18 protein-coding genes and 1 pseudogene are annotated in these 21,119 nt (G+C 53.1%); 13 read left to right on the forward strand and 6 right to left on the reverse strand.

Annotated elements, in window-relative coordinates:
• Positions 1-77: 77 nt before the first annotated feature.
• Positions 78-527: a hypothetical protein gene (locus ADH66_RS08805; protein ID WP_066533426.1), complete on the reverse strand. Its 450-nt coding sequence runs from the start codon at positions 525-527 to the stop codon at positions 78-80.
• Positions 528-699: 172 nt separating this feature from the next.
• On the opposite strand from ADH66_RS08805, the gene ADH66_RS08810 reads away from it, so the two are divergent.
• The 4 genes and pseudogenes from ADH66_RS08810 to ADH66_RS08825 form a co-directional block, all read left to right on the forward strand.
• Positions 700-1,635, forward strand: a complete 936-nt coding sequence (locus ADH66_RS08810) for an ABC transporter permease (RefSeq protein WP_066533424.1) — start codon at positions 700-702, stop codon at positions 1,633-1,635.
• Between the two features lie 16 nt (positions 1,636-1,651).
• Entirely contained in the window at positions 1,652-2,545 is an 894-nt protein-coding gene (locus tag ADH66_RS08815) for a carbohydrate ABC transporter permease (RefSeq protein ID WP_066533422.1), read from the forward strand.
• Positions 2,546-2,576: 31 nt separating this feature from the next.
• Complete coding sequence (locus ADH66_RS08820; protein ID WP_066533420.1) at positions 2,577-4,298, forward strand: extracellular solute-binding protein; 1,722 nt, start codon at positions 2,577-2,579, stop codon at positions 4,296-4,298.
• 23 nt (positions 4,299-4,321) lie between these two features.
• Positions 4,322-4,552 (forward strand): annotated as a pseudogene (locus ADH66_RS08825) (transposase); the annotation flags it as partial.
• A gap of 596 nt (positions 4,553-5,148) precedes the next feature.
• On the opposite strand, the gene ADH66_RS08830 reads toward ADH66_RS08825, so the two are convergent.
• From ADH66_RS08830 to prmA, 3 genes are read right to left on the reverse strand one after another with little or no spacing between them, the layout of a single operon-like run.
• Positions 5,149-6,210 carry a GNAT family N-acetyltransferase gene (locus ADH66_RS08830; RefSeq protein WP_066533416.1) on the reverse strand — a complete coding sequence of 354 codons (1,062 nt, stop codon included), beginning with the start codon at positions 6,208-6,210 and terminating at the stop codon, positions 5,149-5,151.
• Positions 6,211-6,214: 4 nt separating this feature from the next.
• On the reverse strand, positions 6,215-6,595 hold the full coding sequence (locus tag ADH66_RS08835) for a cupin domain-containing protein (protein WP_066533414.1): 381 nt from the start codon (positions 6,593-6,595) through the stop codon (positions 6,215-6,217).
• 5 nt (positions 6,596-6,600) lie between these two features.
• Positions 6,601-7,530, reverse strand: a complete 930-nt coding sequence (gene prmA, locus ADH66_RS08840; RefSeq protein WP_066541530.1) for a 50S ribosomal protein L11 methyltransferase — start codon at positions 7,528-7,530, stop codon at positions 6,601-6,603.
• 126 nt (positions 7,531-7,656) lie between these two features.
• Here prmA and ADH66_RS19990 point away from each other — a divergent pair, with 126 nt between their 5' ends.
• From ADH66_RS19990 to dnaJ, 5 genes are all read left to right on the forward strand, one after another.
• A complete protein-coding gene (locus ADH66_RS19990; RefSeq protein ID WP_066533412.1) occupies positions 7,657-9,183 on the forward strand; it encodes an oligosaccharide flippase family protein in 1,527 nt (508 codons plus the stop codon).
• Between the two features lie 210 nt (positions 9,184-9,393).
• On the forward strand, positions 9,394-10,419 hold the full coding sequence (gene hrcA, locus ADH66_RS08855) for a heat-inducible transcriptional repressor HrcA (protein WP_066533410.1): 1,026 nt from the start codon (positions 9,394-9,396) through the stop codon (positions 10,417-10,419).
• 46 nt (positions 10,420-10,465) lie between these two features.
• A complete protein-coding gene (locus ADH66_RS08860) occupies positions 10,466-10,981 on the forward strand; it encodes a nucleotide exchange factor GrpE (protein WP_084384135.1) in 516 nt (171 codons plus the stop codon).
• A gap of 69 nt (positions 10,982-11,050) precedes the next feature.
• Positions 11,051-12,886, forward strand: coding sequence for a molecular chaperone DnaK (gene dnaK, locus ADH66_RS08865; protein ID WP_066533408.1), 1,836 nt, complete (start codon positions 11,051-11,053; stop codon positions 12,884-12,886).
• A gap of 25 nt (positions 12,887-12,911) precedes the next feature.
• Positions 12,912-14,060, forward strand: coding sequence for a molecular chaperone DnaJ (gene dnaJ / locus ADH66_RS08870; protein WP_066533407.1), 1,149 nt, complete (start codon positions 12,912-12,914; stop codon positions 14,058-14,060).
• 42 nt (positions 14,061-14,102) lie between these two features.
• On the opposite strand, the gene ADH66_RS08875 is transcribed toward dnaJ, so the two are convergent.
• Complete coding sequence (locus ADH66_RS08875; RefSeq protein WP_066533406.1) at positions 14,103-14,876, reverse strand: methyltransferase domain-containing protein; 774 nt, start codon at positions 14,874-14,876, stop codon at positions 14,103-14,105.
• 25 nt (positions 14,877-14,901) lie between these two features.
• Positions 14,902-16,254: an MATE family efflux transporter gene (locus ADH66_RS08880; RefSeq protein WP_066541528.1), complete on the reverse strand. Its 1,353-nt coding sequence runs from the start codon at positions 16,252-16,254 to the stop codon at positions 14,902-14,904.
• Positions 16,255-16,534: 280 nt separating this feature from the next.
• Here ADH66_RS08880 and ADH66_RS08885 point away from each other — a divergent pair, with 280 nt between their 5' ends.
• From ADH66_RS08885 to ADH66_RS08900, 4 genes are read left to right on the forward strand one after another with little or no spacing between them, the layout of a single operon-like run.
• A complete protein-coding gene (locus ADH66_RS08885; RefSeq protein ID WP_066533404.1) occupies positions 16,535-16,774 on the forward strand; it encodes a (2Fe-2S) ferredoxin domain-containing protein in 240 nt (79 codons plus the stop codon).
• Between the two features lie 30 nt (positions 16,775-16,804).
• A complete protein-coding gene (locus ADH66_RS08890) occupies positions 16,805-18,475 on the forward strand; it encodes a [Fe-Fe] hydrogenase large subunit C-terminal domain-containing protein (RefSeq protein ID WP_066533402.1) in 1,671 nt (556 codons plus the stop codon).
• On the forward strand, positions 18,468-19,640 hold the full coding sequence (locus ADH66_RS08895; RefSeq protein ID WP_066533401.1) for a SpoIIE family protein phosphatase: 1,173 nt from the start codon (positions 18,468-18,470) through the stop codon (positions 19,638-19,640). The genes ADH66_RS08890 and ADH66_RS08895 overlap by 8 nt, the downstream gene beginning before the upstream one ends.
• A gap of 12 nt (positions 19,641-19,652) precedes the next feature.
• Positions 19,653-21,092 carry a 4Fe-4S dicluster domain-containing protein gene (locus ADH66_RS08900; RefSeq protein ID WP_407922915.1) on the forward strand — a complete coding sequence of 480 codons (1,440 nt, stop codon included), beginning with the start codon at positions 19,653-19,655 and terminating at the stop codon, positions 21,090-21,092.
• Positions 21,093-21,119 lie beyond the last annotated feature (27 nt).

Raw genomic sequence — 21,119 nt, forward strand, 5'->3', positions numbered from 1 at the left:
AGCCGGAGCTCCTGGCTGTAGGCGTTGTGATGACTGCCTGTCTCCCTATTTTCGTAGGTGAGGCGGGCATAGTATTTCTACACGTCAATGTTAGAGCGGTCGGAGCAGTTGGAGGCGATCAGCTCCTGGGGGAGCATCTCCTTTTTCGTGTGCAGGTTCCAGGGCAGCAGCACCGCTTGTAGGAACACGGCGGTATCACACAGGAAAACAGTGTCCTCCTGTGTTTCGCCTTCCACGGCAAACTGCCGCCGCACGGACAGCGCCGAGGCAAGCCGCACCGGCCCCAGCAGATACCGCACGCTTCCCAGGGGTATTATGGCATAATACCTTGTGCCGTCCACGGCGGCAAGGGGCGGCACAGAGATGTCCTCCCGAAGCCACTCAGCGAGCGGAGGGGACAGGGCGGGGGCGGCGCTTTTAGCGTAGCAAATGGATTCCTTCCAAAGCCCATCTGGGGACAAGGTGAATACTCTCAGGGGCGAGCCTGTTATTTCTGACAGGTGCTTTAGGATGACGGTGTGCTGCATAGGTGTCCTCCTCCACATAATAGACAGCTATATAAACCATTATAGCAGGATTTTTATAGATTTGCAAATTTCATAAAAGAATACTGCCAAAAAAGTGTGAAAGGTGATAGAGGCTTTTCCTCTTGTACAGTATAATCATATGAGTTTGAGTGTAAGGAAGGAGCAAGCGCTTATGTCAACCTATAAAACCCAGGCGGGGAGCAAGACCGGCTGGAGGCACGATTTCCGTATGAACAAGTGGTTGTACCTGCTGGCAGTTCCGGTGGTCGTCTATTTTGTTGTGTTCAACTACATACCCATGGGCGGCCTGCTGATGGCCTTTGAAAACTTCAAGCCCCAGCGCGGCCTTTTTGGCAGCGAATGGGTGGGGCTTAAGCATTTTATCGACTTCTTTACAGGCCCCAACTTCTGGCAGCTGCTTCGGAATACCTTGGCTATCAGTATGCTGGGACTGTTTGTGTCCTTTCCGCTGTCCATCATATTCGCCCTGCTGCTCAACGAGATAAACCTGACGCCATTTAAGAAGGCCGTTCAGACCATCAGTTATATGCCCTACTTTATCTCTCTGGTGGTGATATGCGGCTTGGTGACGGAGTTTTGCTCCTCCCAGGGGGTCATTACAGATTTTCTCGTAACAGTGTTCGGCATACAGCGGGAGAACCTATTGACCAATCCAAGCTATTTCTGGGCCATCTACATCATATCCGACCTGTGGCAGAATCTGGGCTACAGCTCCATTATCTTCGTGGCGGCTATTACCTCGGCCAGCACTGAGCTCCACGAAGCCGCAGCTCCGGACGGGGCCTCCCGGCTGCAGAGGGTGATGCACGTAACGGTGCCCTGCATTATGCCCACCATCGTCACCATGTTGATACTCAAGTGCGGCACGATTTTAGGCGTGGGCTTTGAGAAGATACTGCTGCTCTATAACCCCAGCATCTATTCCACAGCGGACGTAATCAGCTCCCACGTCCAGCGCCTGGGTATTGAGCAGGCACAGTATGGCTATTCCACAGCCGTGGGGCTGTTCAATTCGGTGGTTGGCACTATACTGCTGTTCCTGTCCAACGCCCTGAGCCGCAAGTATGCCGAAACGTCTATTTTCTGAGAAAGGGGAGAGCAGTGTGATTGAAAAAAGAACGCCCTCGCGCCTTGTGTTCAATGTCTTTAACTATGGCTTTATGATAATCTTTGCACTCTTGTGCATCATGCCCGTGTGGCACGTGGTGATGGCCTCACTGAGCAACCCACGGCTCTTAATGGGAGCCTCCGGGATACTGGTGAAGCCACTGGGTAAGGTCACTCTTGAGGGCTACGGCATGGTGCTCCAAAACCGGAACATTCTGGTAGGCTATGGGAACACCATCTTCTATGTGCTGTTCACCAGTGTGTTCGGTACGATACTCACTGCCATTGCCGGGTACCTTGTATCCCGGACGGACTTCAAGCTGGCAAAGCCTCTGACGCTGTTTATCATGTTCACGATGATTTTCAGTGCCGGAACCATCCCCACCTACATGGTGATACGCAATATGGGTATGCTCAACACCCGCTGGGCTATCCTGGTACCGGGGCTCATGAACACCTACTATATTATCATCATGAAGTCGGCTTTTGAACAGTTGCCCATGAGTTTTGAGGAGTCGGCAAAGCTGGACGGCGCAAACTCGCTGACCATCCTCTTTAAGATACTTATGCCAATGGTGAAGCCCACCTTGGCGGTGGTGGTGATGTTCACGGTAATCATGCAGTGGAACTCCTGGTACCTGGCATCTATTTATCTCGTGAAGGCCCGGGACAAGTGGCCCCTGCAGCTATTCATGCGCGACCTGCTGGTGAAGAACGACGCGTCCAAAATAGTTACCAACGCCAACGACGCAAACGCCGCTATAAATATGGCGGGGAACCTGGTGAAATACTGTGTCACTGTAGTTGGCACAGCGCCTATTCTGTTGGCTTACCCCTTTGCCCAGAAATATTTTGTTTCAGGTATTACCCTGGGCGGGGTTAAAGGATAAATTGAGCGAAAATATGAAGGAGGAAAACCAAATGTCAAAGAAATTACTGGCACTGACACTGGCTCTTGCCATGCTGTTGACCTTACTGGGGGCGTGCGGCGGTAAGCCGGACAGCAGCTCCGGCAGCAGTGCCGCAAGCACCGGCGAGAGCAGCTCCGAGGCCGCGAGCCAGCCGGAGGAACCCACGGTGGACACCAGCGAGACCCAGAGCATCAGCATCTTCATGCAGGCTGACGATGTACCAGAGGGAACTCCCGGGGACGATGGCGCTGTGCTGAACTACTGGAAGGAAATGTTTAACCTGGAGATCGAGTGGCAGAAACCGCCCCAGGGCAGTGAGCAGGAGCAGCTGAGCATGATGTTCGGCACAGGAGACTACACGGACGTGATAGACCTGGGCTTCAATACCGAGAACCTCAGCACCCTCTGTCAGGATGGGGTTATCTATGAGCTGTCTGAGTACATAGACAAGTATATGCCCAACTATAAGGCCGTGCTGGAAGCCAATCCCGATGTGAAGTCAGCGCTGTATGACGATGAGGGGCATATCTACAGCATTGCCACCGTGCAGGAGAACCCCAAGCAGTGGGGCGGGCTGGTGTACCGCCGGGACATTCTTGAGACCATGACCGGCGGAAATATCGCCTTCCCCAGCGGGAACAACGAGCCCTCCACCGTAGAGGACTGGGAGTATATGCTGGGCCTGATGAAACAGTATTTTGACACGTCCGGGATGCCCGAGACAGCCTGTCTTATCATTCCCGCCTCCGGCTACTTCTCCACTGGCGAGCTGATGGGCGGCTTCGGCATCGGCGGCGTGGACTACATCACCGACGACGGCAAGGCGGCCTATGGCATAGCCGAGGACAATTTCTACAACTACCTGAGCAAAATGAAGGAGTGGTACAAAAAAGGTTACGTCTACGCCGACTTCGCAAGCCGCTCCCAGGATCTGTTTTACCTGCCCAACACCGCTCTGACCTACGGCGGCGCGGCGGGGGTCTGGTACGGGCTTGCCGCCAATCTTGGCGGGGCCATGTCTCTGCCGGAGTATGAGCTGATCATGGACGTCCAGCCCATCAACTCGCCGGCTGACACAGAGCACGGAATAGAAAAGCCTCTTGGCATCTACCTGGATTCGGGCCGGGCCAGCAACAATGCCGGGTTCGCCGTCTCCACCGCCTGTGACGAGGAGAAACTGATCCGCGTGCTGAACGCCTTCGACTACTTCTATACGGAGGAGGGCTCCTGTGTGCGCACTATGGGCCTTACCAGCGAGGAGGGTGCGGCTGAGTGCCAGGACTACATCGAAAAGGGTATCACCAAGGGTACCCGCGAGCCCAACTCCCGCAAGTGGACTGCCGAGATGGAGAAAAACACAGAAGGCGTTACCGCTTTTGCCTCTGACCGTATGCCCGGCGTAAAAGTGGACTATCCCGCCCGGGAGAGCGACCTTATCGATGGCATCTACTATACTGACGTAGGTCACGAGGCCTGGACAAAGTACGGCAACGCCAACGTATTCCCGCTCTCCGTGACCTTTACTCCGGAGGAGACCAGCGAGATAAACACCATCAACACAAATATGCAGGACTATGCCAACGGCAAGATCGCCAACTTCATCATAGGCCGCGACGAGCTAACCCCCGATACCTTTGCCGCCTATCAGCAGCAACTGAAGGATCTTGGGCTGGAGCGCTACCTGGAGCTCCGGCAAGCGGGCTATGACCGGTATCTTGCGCGGTCAAAATAAGAGAAAATAAGATTTTACCATAGTTTGTGGGAAGCCTCAAGAGCAAAAGTGCCTTGAGGACATTCGACCGGTATGCAAACTTGAAGTATAAATATGGGAGCCGAAACTTTTGGTGCAGAGGGACTATGTGGATACAGTGGGAAAGAATGCAAAGAAAATGGGAGTGCATCCAGAACCAACTGGAGGAGCTGGCGGTGGACCAGATATCACTGAAGGAGTACATGGACCCGTTTACGAATAGCAAGAGAAAGTAGGCAAAGAAAACAGTCGCTTTCAGCGGCTGCCTGTAATTGTGGTGCGATGGCAAATCCTCAGTGCCCCTTCCAGGGGTCAGCATATTCTGACCCCTCTGGGGTCTGTGCAAACCACTAGTTTACTAGTGGTTTTGATTTAACATTCAATTTTGTTTACCTGCACCATAGGCACCTCGCAGTCCATACAAGCTATGCGAACTTCTCGAGTAGCCCGAACTGAACACCCGCAACACATACTGGCGGACAAAGGATATAACAGCGATCAGTTTATACGTTGGCTGGAGGAACGGGGCGAGATTGTGGTGATCCCCAGCTAAAGCATCGCTAAACCTCCCAGAAAAGCTTAAGGGCACACATATTAAAGAACGTCATCTGGTGGCAAATCTGCTCCTCAAGCTCAAAAATAACCGCCGCTTTGCTACCAGATACGAGAAGAAGGCTCTTTATTTCCAGGCCGTTGTTTGTCTTTCTTGTATCCCGTTTGGCTACTTTGATGGTTTAAAAACACTCTCTAGGACTGTACCGTAATTTAACACATAGTTGTCATAGTACCCTTCACTTTCATGTGAAGGGTACTGACCTCTAGGATTTTAATTTTATATTGTTATCCAGTAGCGCCGTAGGCCGTCGATTAAGTTTTCTAATTCGCCGCCGCAATCCTCAATAGTGTGTGCGGAACCTGGATTATTGTCGTCACAGCAGACCAGAACCTTACTTACATTCCTCTCCTTAGCTTTCTCAATACCCAGCCCCAGCATGTATGGCGCAAAGCCGTTCCCACGCTGGCTAGGGCGGATGCCGTAGCCGATGTTTCCGCCGCCGTTCAGGAGACGCTCGGTGAGATAGTGACGCAGGTCCAGTGCGCCTGTGGGGCCGGTATGCTGGCTGTTGAGTATGTACAGCGTTGATTTAGCATATGTGGGCTTCGGCACAACAAAACGCCAAGCTATACTGCGCTCCAGCCATCGCTCAAAGCTCATATCCTTTGGGTCCAGACCGAAGGGGGTAACGTCTTTGTCAACTTCGATGAACTCACGCTGCATATTCTCAAGCTCTATACGGTCGGTATTCTCTGGCAGCTCCAGTGAAAACCCAGCTTCCTTTGCACGCATCGCCCAGTATTCCCAGGCGCGCATGGAGTAGCAGCACAGGTCGCGTTCCTCGCCGTTATAGATTACGCTGCCGGAACGCAGAGTGCCCTCGTACGTGAAGCCGGACTTCTCTATCACCCTGCGGGAACGCTGGTTTATGGTGTAGTGGTTGACGGTCAGCAGTCTCAGCTTCAGCGCTCGGAAGGCATAGTCTATAGCGGCGCGGACCGCCTCGGTCATGAGCCCCTGGCCCCAATAGTCCTTGCCAAGTACATATCCAAGGTTCCGACAACCCTTAACGTCTGGACGGCTGCCGTCAGGCTCAATGCCTATAGAACCGATTACCCTGCCGTTTTCTTTATTCTCAACAGCCAGCTTGATGTCATTTTCGTCAGTATTGTTTACCCACCTACTGAGTCTTTTCCGGGAATCCTCTATGCTCCCATGGGGCTCCCAGCCCGCCCAAGGGCCAACGTCTGGATCCTTGGCGTAATTGTAGAAATCCTGCAAATCCTCCATATGCCAGGTGCGTAATCGTATTCGGTCTGTTTCCAGCGCAATATTCATGGTTCTAGTCTCCTTCTTCGTTATTTTTATCTTGATAGGCATACCCAAAGTGTATGGGCGGAGCAGTAACTGACAGGTACACAAATTTCTCCTGTACGTCATTTTGCAGCCCATGGATATCCCCATCTCCGAAGCGGACCACATCTCCGGCGTTGAACTGCATCTCTGTGCCGCTTTCAAACAGCAGCTTGCCCGAGCCTTGTAGGGCGTACCATATCTGCTCCGAGCAATCATGGACGTGCCGGGGCTGACAGGCGCCTGGCTCCAAATGCACCTCTGTGATGGTGACCCGGGTGCTGGAGGAGTTATCTGGGTTCAGCAGCTGACGGGAAATCACACCGGGGTTGCTAAGTGAGGGCACAGCGCTTTTATGAATAAACTCCATTTTGCTTACCTTTCCTTCACTTTCAGTGCCATTGCCACCCAGCCTCGCTCCGTTTTCCGCTGTAGGACGGTGAACCTGCCCGCCAGCGCATCCAGTACATCCTGCTCCCTGGTGTCGATAATGCCGCTGATGATGTACACTCCATTGGGTGCAAGAAACTCCGGCACAGAGCAGCTCAGCTCGATTACGATATCGGCCACAATGTTCGCGGCTACCATCTGGTACTTCCCGGAGACCCTATCCGCGAGATTGCCGCAGATACCGATGAACTTTCCTTCAACGCCGTTGAGCCGGGCATTTTCGGCTGCGGTCTTTACCGCCAGAGGGTCTATATCCACACCAACAGCGGAGCCCGCGCCCAGCAGCAACGCGGCCACGGACAGTATGCCGCTGCCGCATCCCACGTCAAGGAAATCTGTTCCGGGGGTCAGGTACTCTTCGATAAGCTCCATACAGAGCCGTGTGGTTTCGTGGGTGCCAGTACCGAAGGCCAAGCCGGGCTCCAGGTTCAGCACGGCGCGGCCCATGTTGTCAAAGTCCTCCTCCCAGATGGGGCGTATAAGCAGCTTTTTGCCCACGGGTATAGGCTTAAAATATTTCTTCCAGTTGTTTAGCCAGTCGTCCATGGCGCAGTCCACCCGGTCGATGCTGTACTCGATACCGCAGGAGCTCAACCGCTCCTCAAGAAAAGAGATCGCTTCGGTGGGGTTGTCCTCGGGGCTAATATATATATGTATGATGGCCTTGGTGCGGTCCTTGGCAAGCAGCTCCTCGTCTATCAGGTCAATATGGGCTATTTCCAGGGCTTTTTCTTCTAAATCGGAGTAGTCCTCAATATAGATACCATGAGGCACCGTCATATTGGCAATGTCCCCGGCAAGGTCAGCCTTTGACGAGGGCACGCATATTTTTATCTCGGTCCAGTTTTCACTCATATGCTCAACTCTTTCCTGGTATATTTCCACCATTATCTTGATAGCCATTTTAAACCCCGCAGGTTTTTTTGTCAATATTTCTACGGAAATCTTTACCATTTTAACTGCTTTAGAAGGAGTGGCCCCATGACTAAGAAAAAATTTTTTCTCCAGGGAGCTTTGCTTACCCTAGTATCCCTATTCCTGCGCATCACCAATATGGGGTACCGCTCCTATCTGTCCCAGCAGATAGGAGCAAAGGGCATGGGGCTTTATCAGCTTATATTCTCCATATTCATGCTCACGGTGACCCTTTCCACCTCCGGCATAAGCCTGGCTGTGACAAGGATGGTAACCGCTGCGCTGGCAAAGGGCAGGGGAGAGACGGTGCGCTCCGTTGTGGCAAAGTGCTTTGGGTTCTGCCTGACCATCAGTGTCTGTATAGCGGTGGGCCTATTTTTAACCGCGGACTTTGCGGCGGGGATTTTTCTCGGGGATCCTACGGCCGCGCCTTGCCTGAGAATATTAGGGTTTGGGCTTCCATTTATGTCCATGTGCACCTGTATGAAGGGCTATTTTCTGGCCGTTGACGAATCGCTCTCAACCGCGGTTTCCGACGCTTTGGAGCAGATACTTACCATCGGCGCGACAGTGTTTTTCTTTTGGGAATTTGCCCCGCAGAGTATAGAGTCCGCGTGTCTGGCCGCTATGGCGGCATCGACCCTGGGCGAGGCGGTCTCCTTTGCAGTAAGCTGGTGCGCGTATAGGAGAAGTATCCGCAGACACACGCCCAAAAGAGGGGAAAAGAGCAGCGGCGTGCTTCGCAGTCTGGGGCATATTGCGCTGCCCTGTACACTCAGCTCCGCCGCAAGAAGCCTGCTGAATACTGGGGAGAACCTGCTGATACCACGGGAACTGCAAAAGTATGGCCTTGGCTACTCAGCCTCCTTGTCCCAGTATGGGCTTTTACAGGGTATGGCAATGCCAATGCTATACTTTCCGTCTTCATTTTTGACATCCTTTGCCTCACTGTTGATACCGAAGATTGCGAAGGAACGGGAGTTGAGCCATAAAAACGCGGTTGCATATATATCGGGGCGGGCCGTGCAGGCAGCTCTGGCCTTTGGAATGTTCTTTGCGGCGCTTTTTATGGCTTTCGGAGACAGCTGGGGCCAGGCGTTTTACAAAAGCGATAGTGCTGGCCAGTACCTTCGGATACTAGCTCCACTGGTTCCCTTGACATATTTGGATGTAGTGGTTGACAATCTCCTAAAAGGTCTGGACGAACAATTCAATTCCATGAAATATAACTTTACAGATTCACTGATACGCGTTATACTGGTATTATGTTTTTTGCGCTTTTTCGGAATGGAGAGTTATGTATGTATACTATTTTTCAGCACGATTTTTAACGCATCCTTGAGCCTGCACCGGTTAATGAAGGTAAGCCATCTGCACATTTCCGTAGTTCAGCATATTCTGCTTCCAATGTTCTGTGCGGTTCTGGCAGTAGGTTTGAGCAGATTGCTATTAGTAAATTTAGTTATATCCAACAGATTCTTGCAGGTCTTTATTCAAACAGTCACGGCCGGAGCCCTATTTGCCGTGAGCTATTTGGGGATAGGACAATGGGTAATGCAGGTTAAAACATCAGCGCTGCAAACAGAGAAATAAGTATCACGCCGTAGGCAGGGGAAAGGGCATTCTCCTTCCTACGGCAAATTTTTTGAAAATTCTGGTAATTCATAAACAATTTACAAATTACTGTCTTGACTTTTTCTGACCATCGTGGTACATTATAGATACAGTTTAGCACTCGATAATAATGAGTGCTAAATGCGGCAGGAGAACTAAGCGAGGCCCAACAGAAGGGAGGGCTGTCAAGTGGAACTTACCCTGCGGAAAGAAAAGATATTGAGCTCGGTAGTCACGGAATTTCTCAAGAGTGGAGAGCCGGTTGGAAGCAAAGTTATCGCCGAGGAGATAGGCGTTTCTTCGGCCACCGTTCGTAACGAAATGTCCGGCCTAACTGAAATGGGGCTTTTGGAGCAGCCGCACACTTCGGCGGGCCGTGTGCCTTCTCAGAAGGGATACCGGGAATTTGTGGACCGGCTGATGGAGGTGCCTTCGCTGACCCCGGAGGAAAAGCGGCTGATAGATGCGAAGCTGGCGCCGGTATTGTACGATACGGAGCAGTTGTTGGTGCGCACTGTTGAGCTGGCGGCTTCTATAAGCAGATGTGCGGCGGCTGTCACCACTCCAGGTGGTGCAGGAGCTAGGGTCAGGGCGATACAGCTGGTGCAGACCAGCCGGCGCACGGCTATGCTGCTGATGATGAGCTCAACAGGAACTATGAAGAATCGCATATTTCGATGTGATTATGATTTGACCACAGATATTCTCCGTGTGTTCTTCAGAGCGTTCAACGAAAGGATTGCTGGTAAAAAGGTTTCTGACATTACCCCAGCGTTTTTGCAGAGTCTCGGAGCGTCTCTTGGTGAAATGTACGCTCTAGTGGGCGCACCGTTGAGAGCGCTGCTGGAGGCGGCCCATGACACCGCGCGTACTGAGATGCTGCTTGGGGGACAGATGAATCTGCTTTTTTACCCGGAGATTGAGCCCAGAAACGCCAGGAATATTCTGGGTCTGCTGGAAAATAAAGAGGAATTCTCTATGCTTTTGCGGCAGAAGCCGGGCAAAGTGACCACTATGATAGGCCGAGAGTGCGGACGGCCAGAACTGGATACAGTGTCTATGATGGTATCGCGCTATACTATAGACAGACAGGACGCCGGGGCGGTTGCGGTGGTTGGACCGGTACGCATGGACTATCCACGGCTCACCGCTGTGCTGGAATATCTGACAGATACGCTCAGCGCCCAGCTGACACAGCTGACAGGAGATAATTAGGGAGCGTATATACAATAACAAAATAGCAGGAAAGGAGCTGCTCAACATGAAGGATAAAGAAGAAAAGAAACCGCCAGAAGCTGAGGCCCCGCCAGAGATCGAGGAAATGTCCAGGCTGGAGGAAGAACTTAAAAAGCTGCGCCAAGAGCTGGACGAGCATAAACAGCAATATCTCCGTGTACTTGCGGAATACGACAACTTCCGCAAACGCACGGCAAACGAGAAAAGCGCTATATATAATAACGCGGTCTCTGATACGGTCCAGGCCATACTGCCAATAGCGGACAATATCGGGCTGGCGCTGAGCCAGGAAAAGGCTTCCGCTGAGGATATGCGAAAGGGTATTGAGATGATACAGACCCAGATCGATGCCGCCTTTGAAAAGCTGGGTATCGCCACAGTGGGGGAAACGGGGGAGACCTTTGACCCCAATCTGTGCAACGCCATAGCCCATATCGAGGACGAGAGCCTTGAGGAAAACGTCATATCCCAGGTATATCAAAAGGGCTATATGCTGGGCGACCGGGTGGTGCGCCACGCCGTGGTGCAGGTGGCAAACTAGAACTGTTACAGCCGTGGGAGCACGGTAACCATATGAATCTAAAAAACTATTAAAGAGAGGTAATTTATTATGGCAAAGACGATCGGCATTGACTTAGGTACTACAAATTCCTGTGTAGCGGTTATTGAAGGCGGCGAGCCAGTGGTTATCGCCAACGCAGAAGGCGCGCGCACTACGCCGTCTGTGGTGGCGTTTAGCAAAACCGGCGAGCGAATGGTGGGCCAGGTGGCAAAGCGCCAGGCTATCACGAACCCCGACCGCACTATTTCCTCTATCAAACGTGAAATGGGCACTGCGTATAAGGTGGGTATTGACGGCAAGAACTACACCCCCCAGGAAATAAGCGCCATGGTCCTTCAGAAGCTGAAGGCCGACGCGGAGGCATATCTGGGCGAGACCGTCACCAGCGCGGTTATCACCGTACCCGCTTATTTTACCGACGCCCAGCGCCAGGCCACAAAGGATGCTGGCAAGATAGCCGGTCTGGAGGTCAAGCGTATTATTAACGAGCCGACGGCTGCGGCTCTGTCCTATGGCGTGGATAAGGATAACGACCAGAAGGTTATGGTGTATGACCTGGGCGGTGGCACCTTTGACGTGTCCATCATTGAGATGGGCGACGGAGTACAGGAGGTCCTTGCCACAGCGGGTAATAACCGTTTGGGCGGCGATGACTTTGACCAGCGCGTTATAAACTGGATGGTAGACAGCTTCAGGGTGGAGCAGGGCGTGGACCTGACCGTTGACAAGATGGCCATGCAGCGCATTAAGGAGGCCGCAGAGAAGGCGAAGATCGACCTGTCCGGCGTAACCACCTCAACTATAAGTCTGCCTTATATTACTGCGGACGCAAGCGGCCCAAAGCACCTGGAGATGACTCTGACCAGAGCTAAGTTCAACGAGCTGACCTCTGATCTGGTGGAGAAGACCATGGGCCCTGTGCGCCAGGCGCTGCAGGACAGCGGCCTGTCTATTAATGATATCAGCAAGGTGCTGCTGGTAGGCGGCTCCTCCCGCATCCCGGCTGTCCAGGAGGCAGTTAAGAACTTTATCGGCAAGGACCCCTTCAAGGGAATAAATCCTGACGAGTGCGTGGCCATAGGCGCGGCCATTCAGGCCGGCGTGTTGGGCGGCGAGGTCCAGGGCCTGTTGCTGCTGGACGTTACTCCCCTGTCCCTGGGCGTTGAAACAATGGGCGGCGTTATGACAAAGATAATCGACCGCAACACAACTATCCCGACAAAGAAGAGCCAAATTTTCTCCACCGCTGCGGATGGTCAGACTCAGGTTGAGGTAAACGTCCTCCAGGGCGAGAGAGAATTTGCCAGGGACAATAAGCAGCTGGGCCTGTTTAAACTGGACGGCATTGCTCCGGCTCCCAGGGGCATTCCTCAGATTGAGGTCACCTTTGACATCGACGCGAACGGTATTGTCAACGTCTCGGCAAAAGACCTGGGCACAGGTAAGGAACAGCATATTACTATCAGCTCCAGCTCGAATATGAGCAAGGAGGACATTGATGCAGCTGTGAAGGCTGCCGAGCAGTTTGCCGAGGAGGATAAGAAACGCAGGGAAGAGGTCGATACAAAAAATAATGCCGAGAGCATGTGCTACTCTGCTGAAAAACTTATTTCCGACAGCGGCGATAAGCTGAGCGAAGCTGATAAGAACGAAATAAACGCCAAAGTGGCCGCATTGCGCGACAGTATCAACAGCGGAAGCCTCGACACTATCAAGTCCAATATGGACGACTTACAGAAGGCCCTTTATTCTGTAAGTGAGAAGCTGTATCAGCAGGCCGCGCCTCAAGGTGATCCCAACGCCCAGGGCTCTGTTGACCCCAACGGCGGAAATCCTGGCGGCGACGGAAACGTATACGACGCGGATTTTAAAGATGTGAACTAACCGAGGTTTTCAGGAGTTGATTTGAGTGGCGGACAAAAGAGACTATTATGAGGTTCTGGGCGTTCAGAAGTCGGCCTCGGAGGACGATGTCAAAAAGGCGTACCGAAAGCTGGCAAAGCAGTACCACCCCGATCTGAACCCCGGGGACAAAAACGCCGAGGCCAAGTTCAAGGAGGTCAACGAAGCCTATGAAGTGCTTTCTGACAGCGATAAGCGGGCCAGATACGACCAGTTCGGGCACGCCGGGGTGGACCCCAACTTCGGCGGCGGTGCCGGGGGAGGCAATCCCTTCCAGGGCGCGGGCTTCGACTTCACGGATATATTCGACAGCTTCTTCGGCGGTGGGTTCGGAGGTAGCTCCCGCCGGGCCAACCCTAATGCACCCCGGCAGGGCTCCGATGCCCAGGCCAACCTGGCCATCGACTTTGAGGAGGCCGCCAAGGGCTGTAAAAAGAACGTGGAGTATCAGCAGATTGAGACTTGCTCCGACTGTCACGGCACCGGCGCGGAGGCCGGCACCACGCCAAAGACCTGCCCCAACTGCAACGGTACCGGCCAGGTGCGGGTAAGCCAGCGCACACCCTTTGGGGTGGTGCAGTCCACCCAGTCCTGCGACCGATGCCACGGCACAGGCAAGCTTATTGAAAAAATCTGCCATACCTGTGACGGAAAGGGAAGGGTGCGCCGGCGGAAGACCATAGAGGTGACAGTGCCAGCCGGTATTGACGACGAACAGGTGCTGAATGTAAGCGGCCACGGCAACGCCGGCGCGAACGGCGGGCCCAACGGAGACCTGCATGTATATATCAGTGTGCGGCCCCACCCAATTTATAAGCGCCGTGGCAATGACGTTTGGTGCGAGATGCCCATAACCTTTACCCAGGCGGCCCTCGGCGCAGATGTAGAGGTCCCAACACTGGATGGCAAAGTCAGTTACCATGTGCATGAGGGCACACAGCCGGGCGATGTGTTCCGGCTGAAGGGCAAGGGTATACAAAGCCTGCGCTCCCGGTCCAAGGGAGACCAGTATGTGCAGGTCACAGTTGAGGTGCCCAAAAACCTCAACAAACGCCAGAAGGAGATTTTAGCTGAGTTGGACAATAATACTGACGATAAAAATTATCAGAAACGCAAGACCTTTTTCTCAAAGCTGAAAGATTTGTTTGGCGACTAAACAGAGAGCCCCGGGACACCGCAGAAGTGCCCCGGAGCTTTTCTATTTTTGAGCTATAAAGAAGAAACGCGGGAAACGGAATATAATCTCTCCCTTCTTCTGTATAGGATACTGTTCTCTGACTTGAGAGAACACCTCCTGATAGAATCCATCTCTGGCCGCTTCACTTACCGCTGCGTCAAGATATGGCCGCAGCCCGGTGGAGCTGTACCAGTCCATTATAGCCTGATGGGAGGGCATACGGTGCAGGTAGGTGGTCTGCCAGAGCGTGAAGTCCGTGGAAACCTCAGAGAGGATATCAAAATATTGCTCCTGGCTCAGCGTATAGAACAGCCGCATATACGGTATCAGCTCCGTCCAGGGGCTTTGAGCTACAGTAGCTTCAATTATCTTGTGTATAGGCTCCTGGTAGTTCATAGGTATCTGCACCGCCAGGAGACCACCTGGCTTCAGAAGGCCCATGAGCCGGGGCAGCAGGGAGGGGTGGTCGGGCACCCATTGGAGACAGGCGTTAGAAAATACAATGTCATAATCGTGGGGAAGGCTGTCCAGCTCCGCGCTTATATCACATTTGATAAACTCGAGCTCGGGATAGTCCTTTCTGGCCGTCTCCACCATATTCCCGGAATAGTCCGCGCCGGTGACGTTTGCACCGGGGAACCGGGCTTTCAGTACGGCGGTGCTGTTCCCGGGGCCGCAGCCCACGTCAAGGGCTTTTGCCGGTGCATCATATTCTATTCGTGCCGCCAAATCGATGGCGGGCTGAGTGCGCTCCTTTTTAAACTTTAAGTATTGCTGTGCGTTCCAGCCTGACATAAAATCAACTGCCTCTCCGTATATTTTACAGACGTATCTTGGTCCACTGGCCCTTGCGGAACCGTAGGAAGGTGAGAACAAACCTCAGCACCTGGTCGCAGAAGGTGCCCAGCCACGCGCCGATAAGTCCGATAGCCAGCGGGTAGCAGAGCAGCCAGCTCATGCCGGGACGGATGAAGGTGACGCTTATCAGTGACACCAAGGCGGTGAACTTTGTATCCCCGGCCCCGCGCAGACAGCCGAACAGCACCACCTGCTCTATCTGGAAGAAGAGAATAACGCTGAGTATGCGCATTATCTGGATGCCATAGTCCAGAATGACCGGCTCCTGGGAGAACAGGGCAAATATCTGCTTGCCAAAGAGGAAGTATACGGCGGACACAAGGCAGGCGCACATAAGCCCAATCTTCTGACATACATTTCCGTAGATTTTTGCCATATCCGGGCGCTTGCGGCCCAAGCTCTGGCCGATGAGCGTGACGGAGGCCACAGAAAGGCCATCGCCGAAGGAGAAGGACATGCTCATAAGGTTCATGCCAATCTGGTGGGCGGCCATCTGAGTGGTGCCCAGGTGCGCCACAGTCATGGAGAACAGAAGGAAGCCGATGCGCAGGCATATCTGCTCAACAAAAGCGCTGGAGCCTACGTTAAGCAGGGAGTGTACGCTCATACGGTCGGCTATCCACCCCTTTACTGAGCGCAGGTTGATGAAACCGTCTTTCCTAAGTACCGACGCGATACTGAGGGCGCAGGCACAAACTGTGCCAATGACCGTGGCCAACGCAGCCCCGCGCACGCCCATGGCTGGGAAACCGAAGTTGCCGCCTATCAGTAAGTAATTGAAAATTACGTTGACTGTGTTGGATATTACATTTGTCAGCATGGCTATTCTGGTATTTCCTGCGCCGCGTTGGGCAGCGTTGAGCATAAGGGATATGGTGGAAAAGCCCAGACCGCCCATAATAATTTGCAGGTACTCTACGGCATACTCATGGGTGTCGGGCTGGGAGCCGACCATCTTTATTATGGGGCCGGCAAACGCCACGAAAGCAGAGCTTATAATTACAGTCAGGCCGATAGTAATAAGCAGCGCCATACGCACAATGCGGTTAGCGCTTTCCCGGTCACCAGCACCCTTGCGCCGGGCCACCAGGGCGGAAACCGCCACGTTCATTGATAGAAATACTGCCAGCCCCAGAAACTTGGGCTGGGTGGTAAGCCCCACCGCGGCGATGGCAAAGGAACCCAGGGAACCCACCATGATGGTGTCCACCATTCCGGCAAGACACACGAAGAACGATTCCAGCACCGAGGGCCAGGCTACATTCACAGCGTCCCGGATTATCTTTCCATTTGGCGGGACCTCGCCTAGTTCCATCCCCTTACAAATCTTTTCGGCGTTAATAAACTGCAATTTTCCCACTCCCGAATTGAAAATAGTTGTCAATGCAATTATTATACGCCATTTGCCAGGAAAAAGCAATAGGCTGGGGATACTTTGGATTTTGAGCAAAATAGCCTGTTTTCTGTCTTAAATTATCGATAAATAGGTATCGATAACAATTATGCATATATACAGATTTTTTCATTGCAAAATTCATAGAAAAATGTTAGAATATAGACACAGTTCCAACAATATTTTTTAGGAGGTCAAAGTCATGAAAGTTACAGTATGTATCGGTAGTTCCTGCCACATAAAGGGGTCCCGCCAGGTGGTCGAGCAGCTTCAGCAGCTTGTTGCCGACAACGGCCTGAAGGAAAAGGTGGACCTGGGCGGCACCTTCTGCATGGGAAAGTGCCAGCAGGGGGTATGCGTTACGGTAGACGACCAGTTCTACTCCGTTTCTCCAGAGACCACCGAGGAGTTCTTTAACAACAATATCAAGGCCAAGGTCTAAGATAATCATAACCGAAAGGAGACTGGGAATATGCCGGACTGTTTGCGGTTAAAAAAATCCAACTGTAAGAACTGCTACAAATGTATCCGCCACTGCCCTGTGAAAGCCATACGCTTTTCCGGCAGCCAGGCCCATATCATCAGCGACGAGTGTATACTGTGCGGCCAGTGCTTCGTGGTGTGCCCACAGAACGCCAAGGAGATAGTGGACGAGACTGAGAAGGTAAAGGTACTTATGCAGAGCGGTGACCCTGTAATCGTCAGCTTGGCGCCCTCTTTTATTGCCAACTTTCCTGGCGTTGGCATTGGGGCCATGAAAAAAGCCCTCAAACAGCTGGGCTTTTTCGACGTAGAGGAGACAGCTCTTGGCGCCACCATGGTCAAGAGCGAGTACGAGCGTATGCTTAGGGAGGACAAGCGGGATGTGCTTATAAGTTCCTGCTGCCATTCGGTAAACCTGCTTATACAGAAGCATTTTCCCGTTGCCCTGGAGTTCCTGGCGGACATAGATTCACCCATGATGGCCCACTGCAAGGACATCAAACGCCGTATACCCAACGCTAAGACGGTGTTCATCGGCCCCTGCGTCGCCAAAAAGGACGAGGCGGGCCAGTACGAGGGCATCATAGACAGCGTGCTCACCTTTGAGGAGTTGAGCCAGTGGCTGGACTCAGCAGGTGTGGAGCTGGAGCAGGAGATGGATTCCGAGGAGTGCAGCCGCGCAAGGTTTTTCCCGACCACAGGCGGCATTTTGAAGACCATGGAGCTGAATGCTCCCGGATACGCGTACTTGGCTTTGGACGGAGCTGAAAACTGCATAGCCGCTCTGAAGGATATCATAGACGGCAAGCTGCATAACTGCTTTATCGAGATGTCCATCTGCACTGGCAGCTGCGTCGGCGGCCCTGTTATGGAGAGACATTCGCCGGTCAGGGACTATGTGGCTGTGTCCGGCTACGCTGGAGAGCGTGATTTCGAGGTCAGGCAGCCCGAGCCTAAGTCCATGCGTAAGCGGTTTGCCTATCTTGAGATGCAGAACCGTATGCCCACCGAGGCAGAAATCAATACCGCCCTCAGGCAGATGGGTAAGTTCAAGCCGTCCCAGGAGCTCAACTGTGGGTCCTGCGGCTATAACACCTGCCGGGAGAAGGCCATCGCTGTCTGCCAGGGCAAGGCGGAGATATCCATGTGCCTGCCCTTCCTGAAGGATAAGGCCGAGGGCTTCTCCGACGCCATAGTCAACAACACCCCCAACGGTCTTATTGTGCTCAACGAAGACCTGGAGGTGCAGCAGATAAATAACAAAGCCAGAAAGATAATGAATATACGCTCCGCCTCTGACGTGCTGGGCGAGCCGGTGGTAAGGATACTTGACCCCACAGTGTTCCTGAACGTGCTGAACACCAAGCGAGATGTGCGTGACGAAAAGGTATATCTTGCCGAATACAAGTGCTACGTTGAGCAGTCGGTGGTTTACGACCGCGACCTGCACTTGCTTATCGGCATCATGCGCGATATCACCGACGAGCAGTTGGAGCGGGAGAAGAAGGAGGACATCAGCCGTCAGACAGTGGAGGTCGCAGACAAGGTTGTTGAGAAACAAATGCGCATCGTTCAGGATATTGCAAGCCTGCTGGGCGAGACGGCTGCCGAGACCAAGATAGCCCTGACAAAGCTGAAGGAGTCGATAACCGATGAATGATCTTTGTGCCGATATCGGATACAAGAGTATAAACCACTATGGTGAACAGCTCTGCGGCGACCATGTGGACATTATCGAACAGGGTGACAACTCCACCGTTGTGGTGCTGGCGGACGGTCTTGGCAGCGGCGTGAAGGCCAGCATCCTCTCCACGCTTACATCAAAGATAATCTCCACCATGATGGCAGCTGGAATGCCCCTTGAGGAGTGCGTTTCTGCGGTGGCAGCGACGCTGCCGGTGAGTTCTGAGCACGGCGTGGCCTACTCCACATTTACAATAATACATCTGCTAAATAACCAGACCGCCGAACTGATACAGTACGATAACCCACACGTTATACTGCTTCGGGATGGGGTGAACTATGACTATCCCAAGACCGAGATGAACATAGGGGGCAAGCAGATATTCAAGTCCTCCATACCTCTTAGGGAGAACGACGCTTTTATTGCCATGAGCGACGGCTGCCCACATGCGGGTATCGGGATAGAGTACAACTTCGGATGGGCCATTGAGGATATCACCAGCTTTATGGAGACCATTATCCTGGCAGGCTACACCGCTAAGACTCTCTCAACAATGCTGGTGGAGGAGTGCTATAAGCTGTATGGGGGAGAGCCCAAGGATGACGTGACCTCCTGCGTAGTGCGTATCCGCAAGCGTGAGCCAATGAATCTGCTGTTCGGTCCGCCTTCGAACCGGGATGACTGCGATCGCATGATGAGCTTGTTCTTCTCAAAGGAGGGCAAGCATATAATCTGCGGTGGAACCACCTCCACCATAGCGTCCCAGTTTCTGAGAAAGCCTCTAAAGCCCAGCTTGAACTTTGAGGGCTCCGACTTGCCGCCCACCGCTGAGATAGAGGGGGTTGACTTGGTTACCGAGGGCGTTATCACCATAGCCAGGGTACTGGAGTACGCCAAGGACTACCTGAAGGATAACGACAGGTATGAGGATTGGGGCATGAAACGGGATGGAGCGGCTTTAATAAGCCGGTTCCTGTTTGAGGAGGCCACAGACATCAACTTCTTTGTGGGACGGGCCATAAACCCCGCCCACCAGAACCCTGACCTGCCCATAACCTTCAGCATTAAGATGAGTCTTGCCGAGGAACTGGTAGAGTGTCTCAGGCAGATGGGCAAGAGGGTAAAGGTAAGCTATTTTTAAGGAGGGCGACAAGTGAATCAGCCAAATCAACTGAAAAGGTTTGACACCAAGGTACAGTACCTAAAATACAAAGTCCTCCGGGAAACTGCCCGGATGGCATGGGCCGACAAGCTTCTGGAGGGTATGATGGACATACCCAAGATAATTGTCCCCGGCAAGGAGCCTACCATGCGCTGCTGCGTCTATAAGGAGCGCGCCATTCTGGCCGAGCGCGTCAAAATGGCCATGGGCGGCCATGCGGACAATCCTAATATAATTGAGGTTATTGACATAGCCTGCGACGAGTGTCCGGCCGCCGGGTATGAGGTGACGGACTCCTGCCGGGGCTGTCTTGCCCACCGCTGTGAGGACGTCTGCCGCCGGGGGGCTATCTCCTTCGACCACAACCATGTGGCCCATATTGATAAGTCCAAGTGTGTGGAGTGCGGCCAGTGCGCCAAGGTCTGCCCGTACTCGGCCATAGTGGACCGCAAGCGTCCCTGTCAGGTGGCGTGCAAGGTGAAGGCCATCTCCATCAACGAGAACAACGCTGCCGCTATAGACGATGAGAAGTGCATTCAGTGCGGAGCCTGTGTATATCAGTGCCCCTTCGGAGCGGTAACTGACAAGTCCTTTATGCTTAACGTTATCGACATGCTGAAAAAGAGCGAGGGCAATAAGAAATACAAGGTCTACGCAGTTGTAGCCCCATCTATCTCCAGCCAGTTTGTTTATGCGAATCTGGGACAGGTTATCACAGGGCTCAAAAAGATGGGCTTCTTTACCGTCATAGAGGCAGCTTTGGGCGCCGACATGGTGGCCATGAGCGAGTCCAGGGAGCTGGCCGAAAAGGGCTTTTTGACAAGCTCCTGCTGTCCGGCCTTTGTGTCATATGTCAAATCGGCCTTCCCGGAGCTCAAGGAAAACATATCCCACAATTTGTCGCCAATGGCGGCTTTGGCAGAATACTTGAAGAAGACCGACCCCACCGGCAAGGTGGTGTTCATCGGCCCATGCACAGCCAAAAAGGCCGAGGCGCGGCAGGAACGGGTGCGTCCACTTATTGATGCGGTGCTCACCTTTGAGGAACTTCAAGCCCTGTTTGACAGCCTGGATATGGACATCACTACCCTTGAAGAGGACGTGCTGGATAACGCCTCCTACTATGGGCGCATATTCGCCCGCTCCGGCGGTGTGTCCGACGCTGTGGCCCAGGCCATGAAGGAGCAGGGGATAGAGTTCGATTTGAAGGCGGTGCCCTGCGATGGCATTGAAGCCTGCCGTATGGCCCTGTTGAAGAAGTCGAAGAATGCTTTAGCTGGCAACTTCATCGAGGGCATGGCATGTGTAGGCGGCTGCATAGGCGGCGCAGGCTGTCTGACTCACGGTGAGAAGAACAAGGCCGAGGTGGACAAGTACGGCAAAGAGGCAATGGAGAAAACCATAGGAGAGGCCATCTCTATCCTACAATAGAATATATTTATAATTGCAAAAGCAGAG

Source organism: Acutalibacter muris (assembly GCF_002201475.1).
Lineage (GTDB): Bacteria > Bacillota > Clostridia > Oscillospirales > Acutalibacteraceae > Acutalibacter > Acutalibacter muris.

Bases quoted from the DNA above. Each gene is read 5' to 3' on its own strand.
- ADH66_RS19990 (WP_066533412.1), top strand. From the start codon at position 7,657: ATGACTAAGAAAAAATTTTTTCTCCAGGGAGCTTTGCTTACCCTAGTA.
- dnaK (WP_066533408.1), top strand. From the start codon at position 11,051: ATGGCAAAGACGATCGGCATTGACTTAGGTACTACAAATTCCTGTGTA.
- ADH66_RS08830 (WP_066533416.1), bottom strand. From the start codon at position 6,210: ATGAATATTGCGCTGGAAACAGACCGAATACGATTACGCACCTGGCAT.
- ADH66_RS08890 (WP_066533402.1), top strand. From the start codon at position 16,805: ATGCCGGACTGTTTGCGGTTAAAAAAATCCAACTGTAAGAACTGCTAC.
- ADH66_RS08895 (WP_066533401.1), top strand. From the start codon at position 18,468: ATGAATGATCTTTGTGCCGATATCGGATACAAGAGTATAAACCACTAT.
- ADH66_RS08835 (WP_066533414.1), bottom strand. From the start codon at position 6,595: ATGGAGTTTATTCATAAAAGCGCTGTGCCCTCACTTAGCAACCCCGGT.
- ADH66_RS08875 (WP_066533406.1), bottom strand. From the start codon at position 14,876: ATGTCAGGCTGGAACGCACAGCAATACTTAAAGTTTAAAAAGGAGCGC.
- ADH66_RS08885 (WP_066533404.1), top strand. From the start codon at position 16,535: ATGAAAGTTACAGTATGTATCGGTAGTTCCTGCCACATAAAGGGGTCC.
- ADH66_RS08820 (WP_066533420.1), top strand. From the start codon at position 2,577: ATGTCAAAGAAATTACTGGCACTGACACTGGCTCTTGCCATGCTGTTG.
- ADH66_RS08805 (WP_066533426.1), bottom strand. From the start codon at position 527: ATGCAGCACACCGTCATCCTAAAGCACCTGTCAGAAATAACAGGCTCG.
- ADH66_RS08810 (WP_066533424.1), top strand. From the start codon at position 700: ATGTCAACCTATAAAACCCAGGCGGGGAGCAAGACCGGCTGGAGGCAC.
- ADH66_RS08860 (WP_084384135.1), top strand. From the start codon at position 10,466: ATGAAGGATAAAGAAGAAAAGAAACCGCCAGAAGCTGAGGCCCCGCCA.
- ADH66_RS08880 (WP_066541528.1), bottom strand. From the start codon at position 16,254: ATGGAACTAGGCGAGGTCCCGCCAAATGGAAAGATAATCCGGGACGCT.
- prmA (WP_066541530.1), bottom strand. From the start codon at position 7,530: ATGAGTGAAAACTGGACCGAGATAAAAATATGCGTGCCCTCGTCAAAG.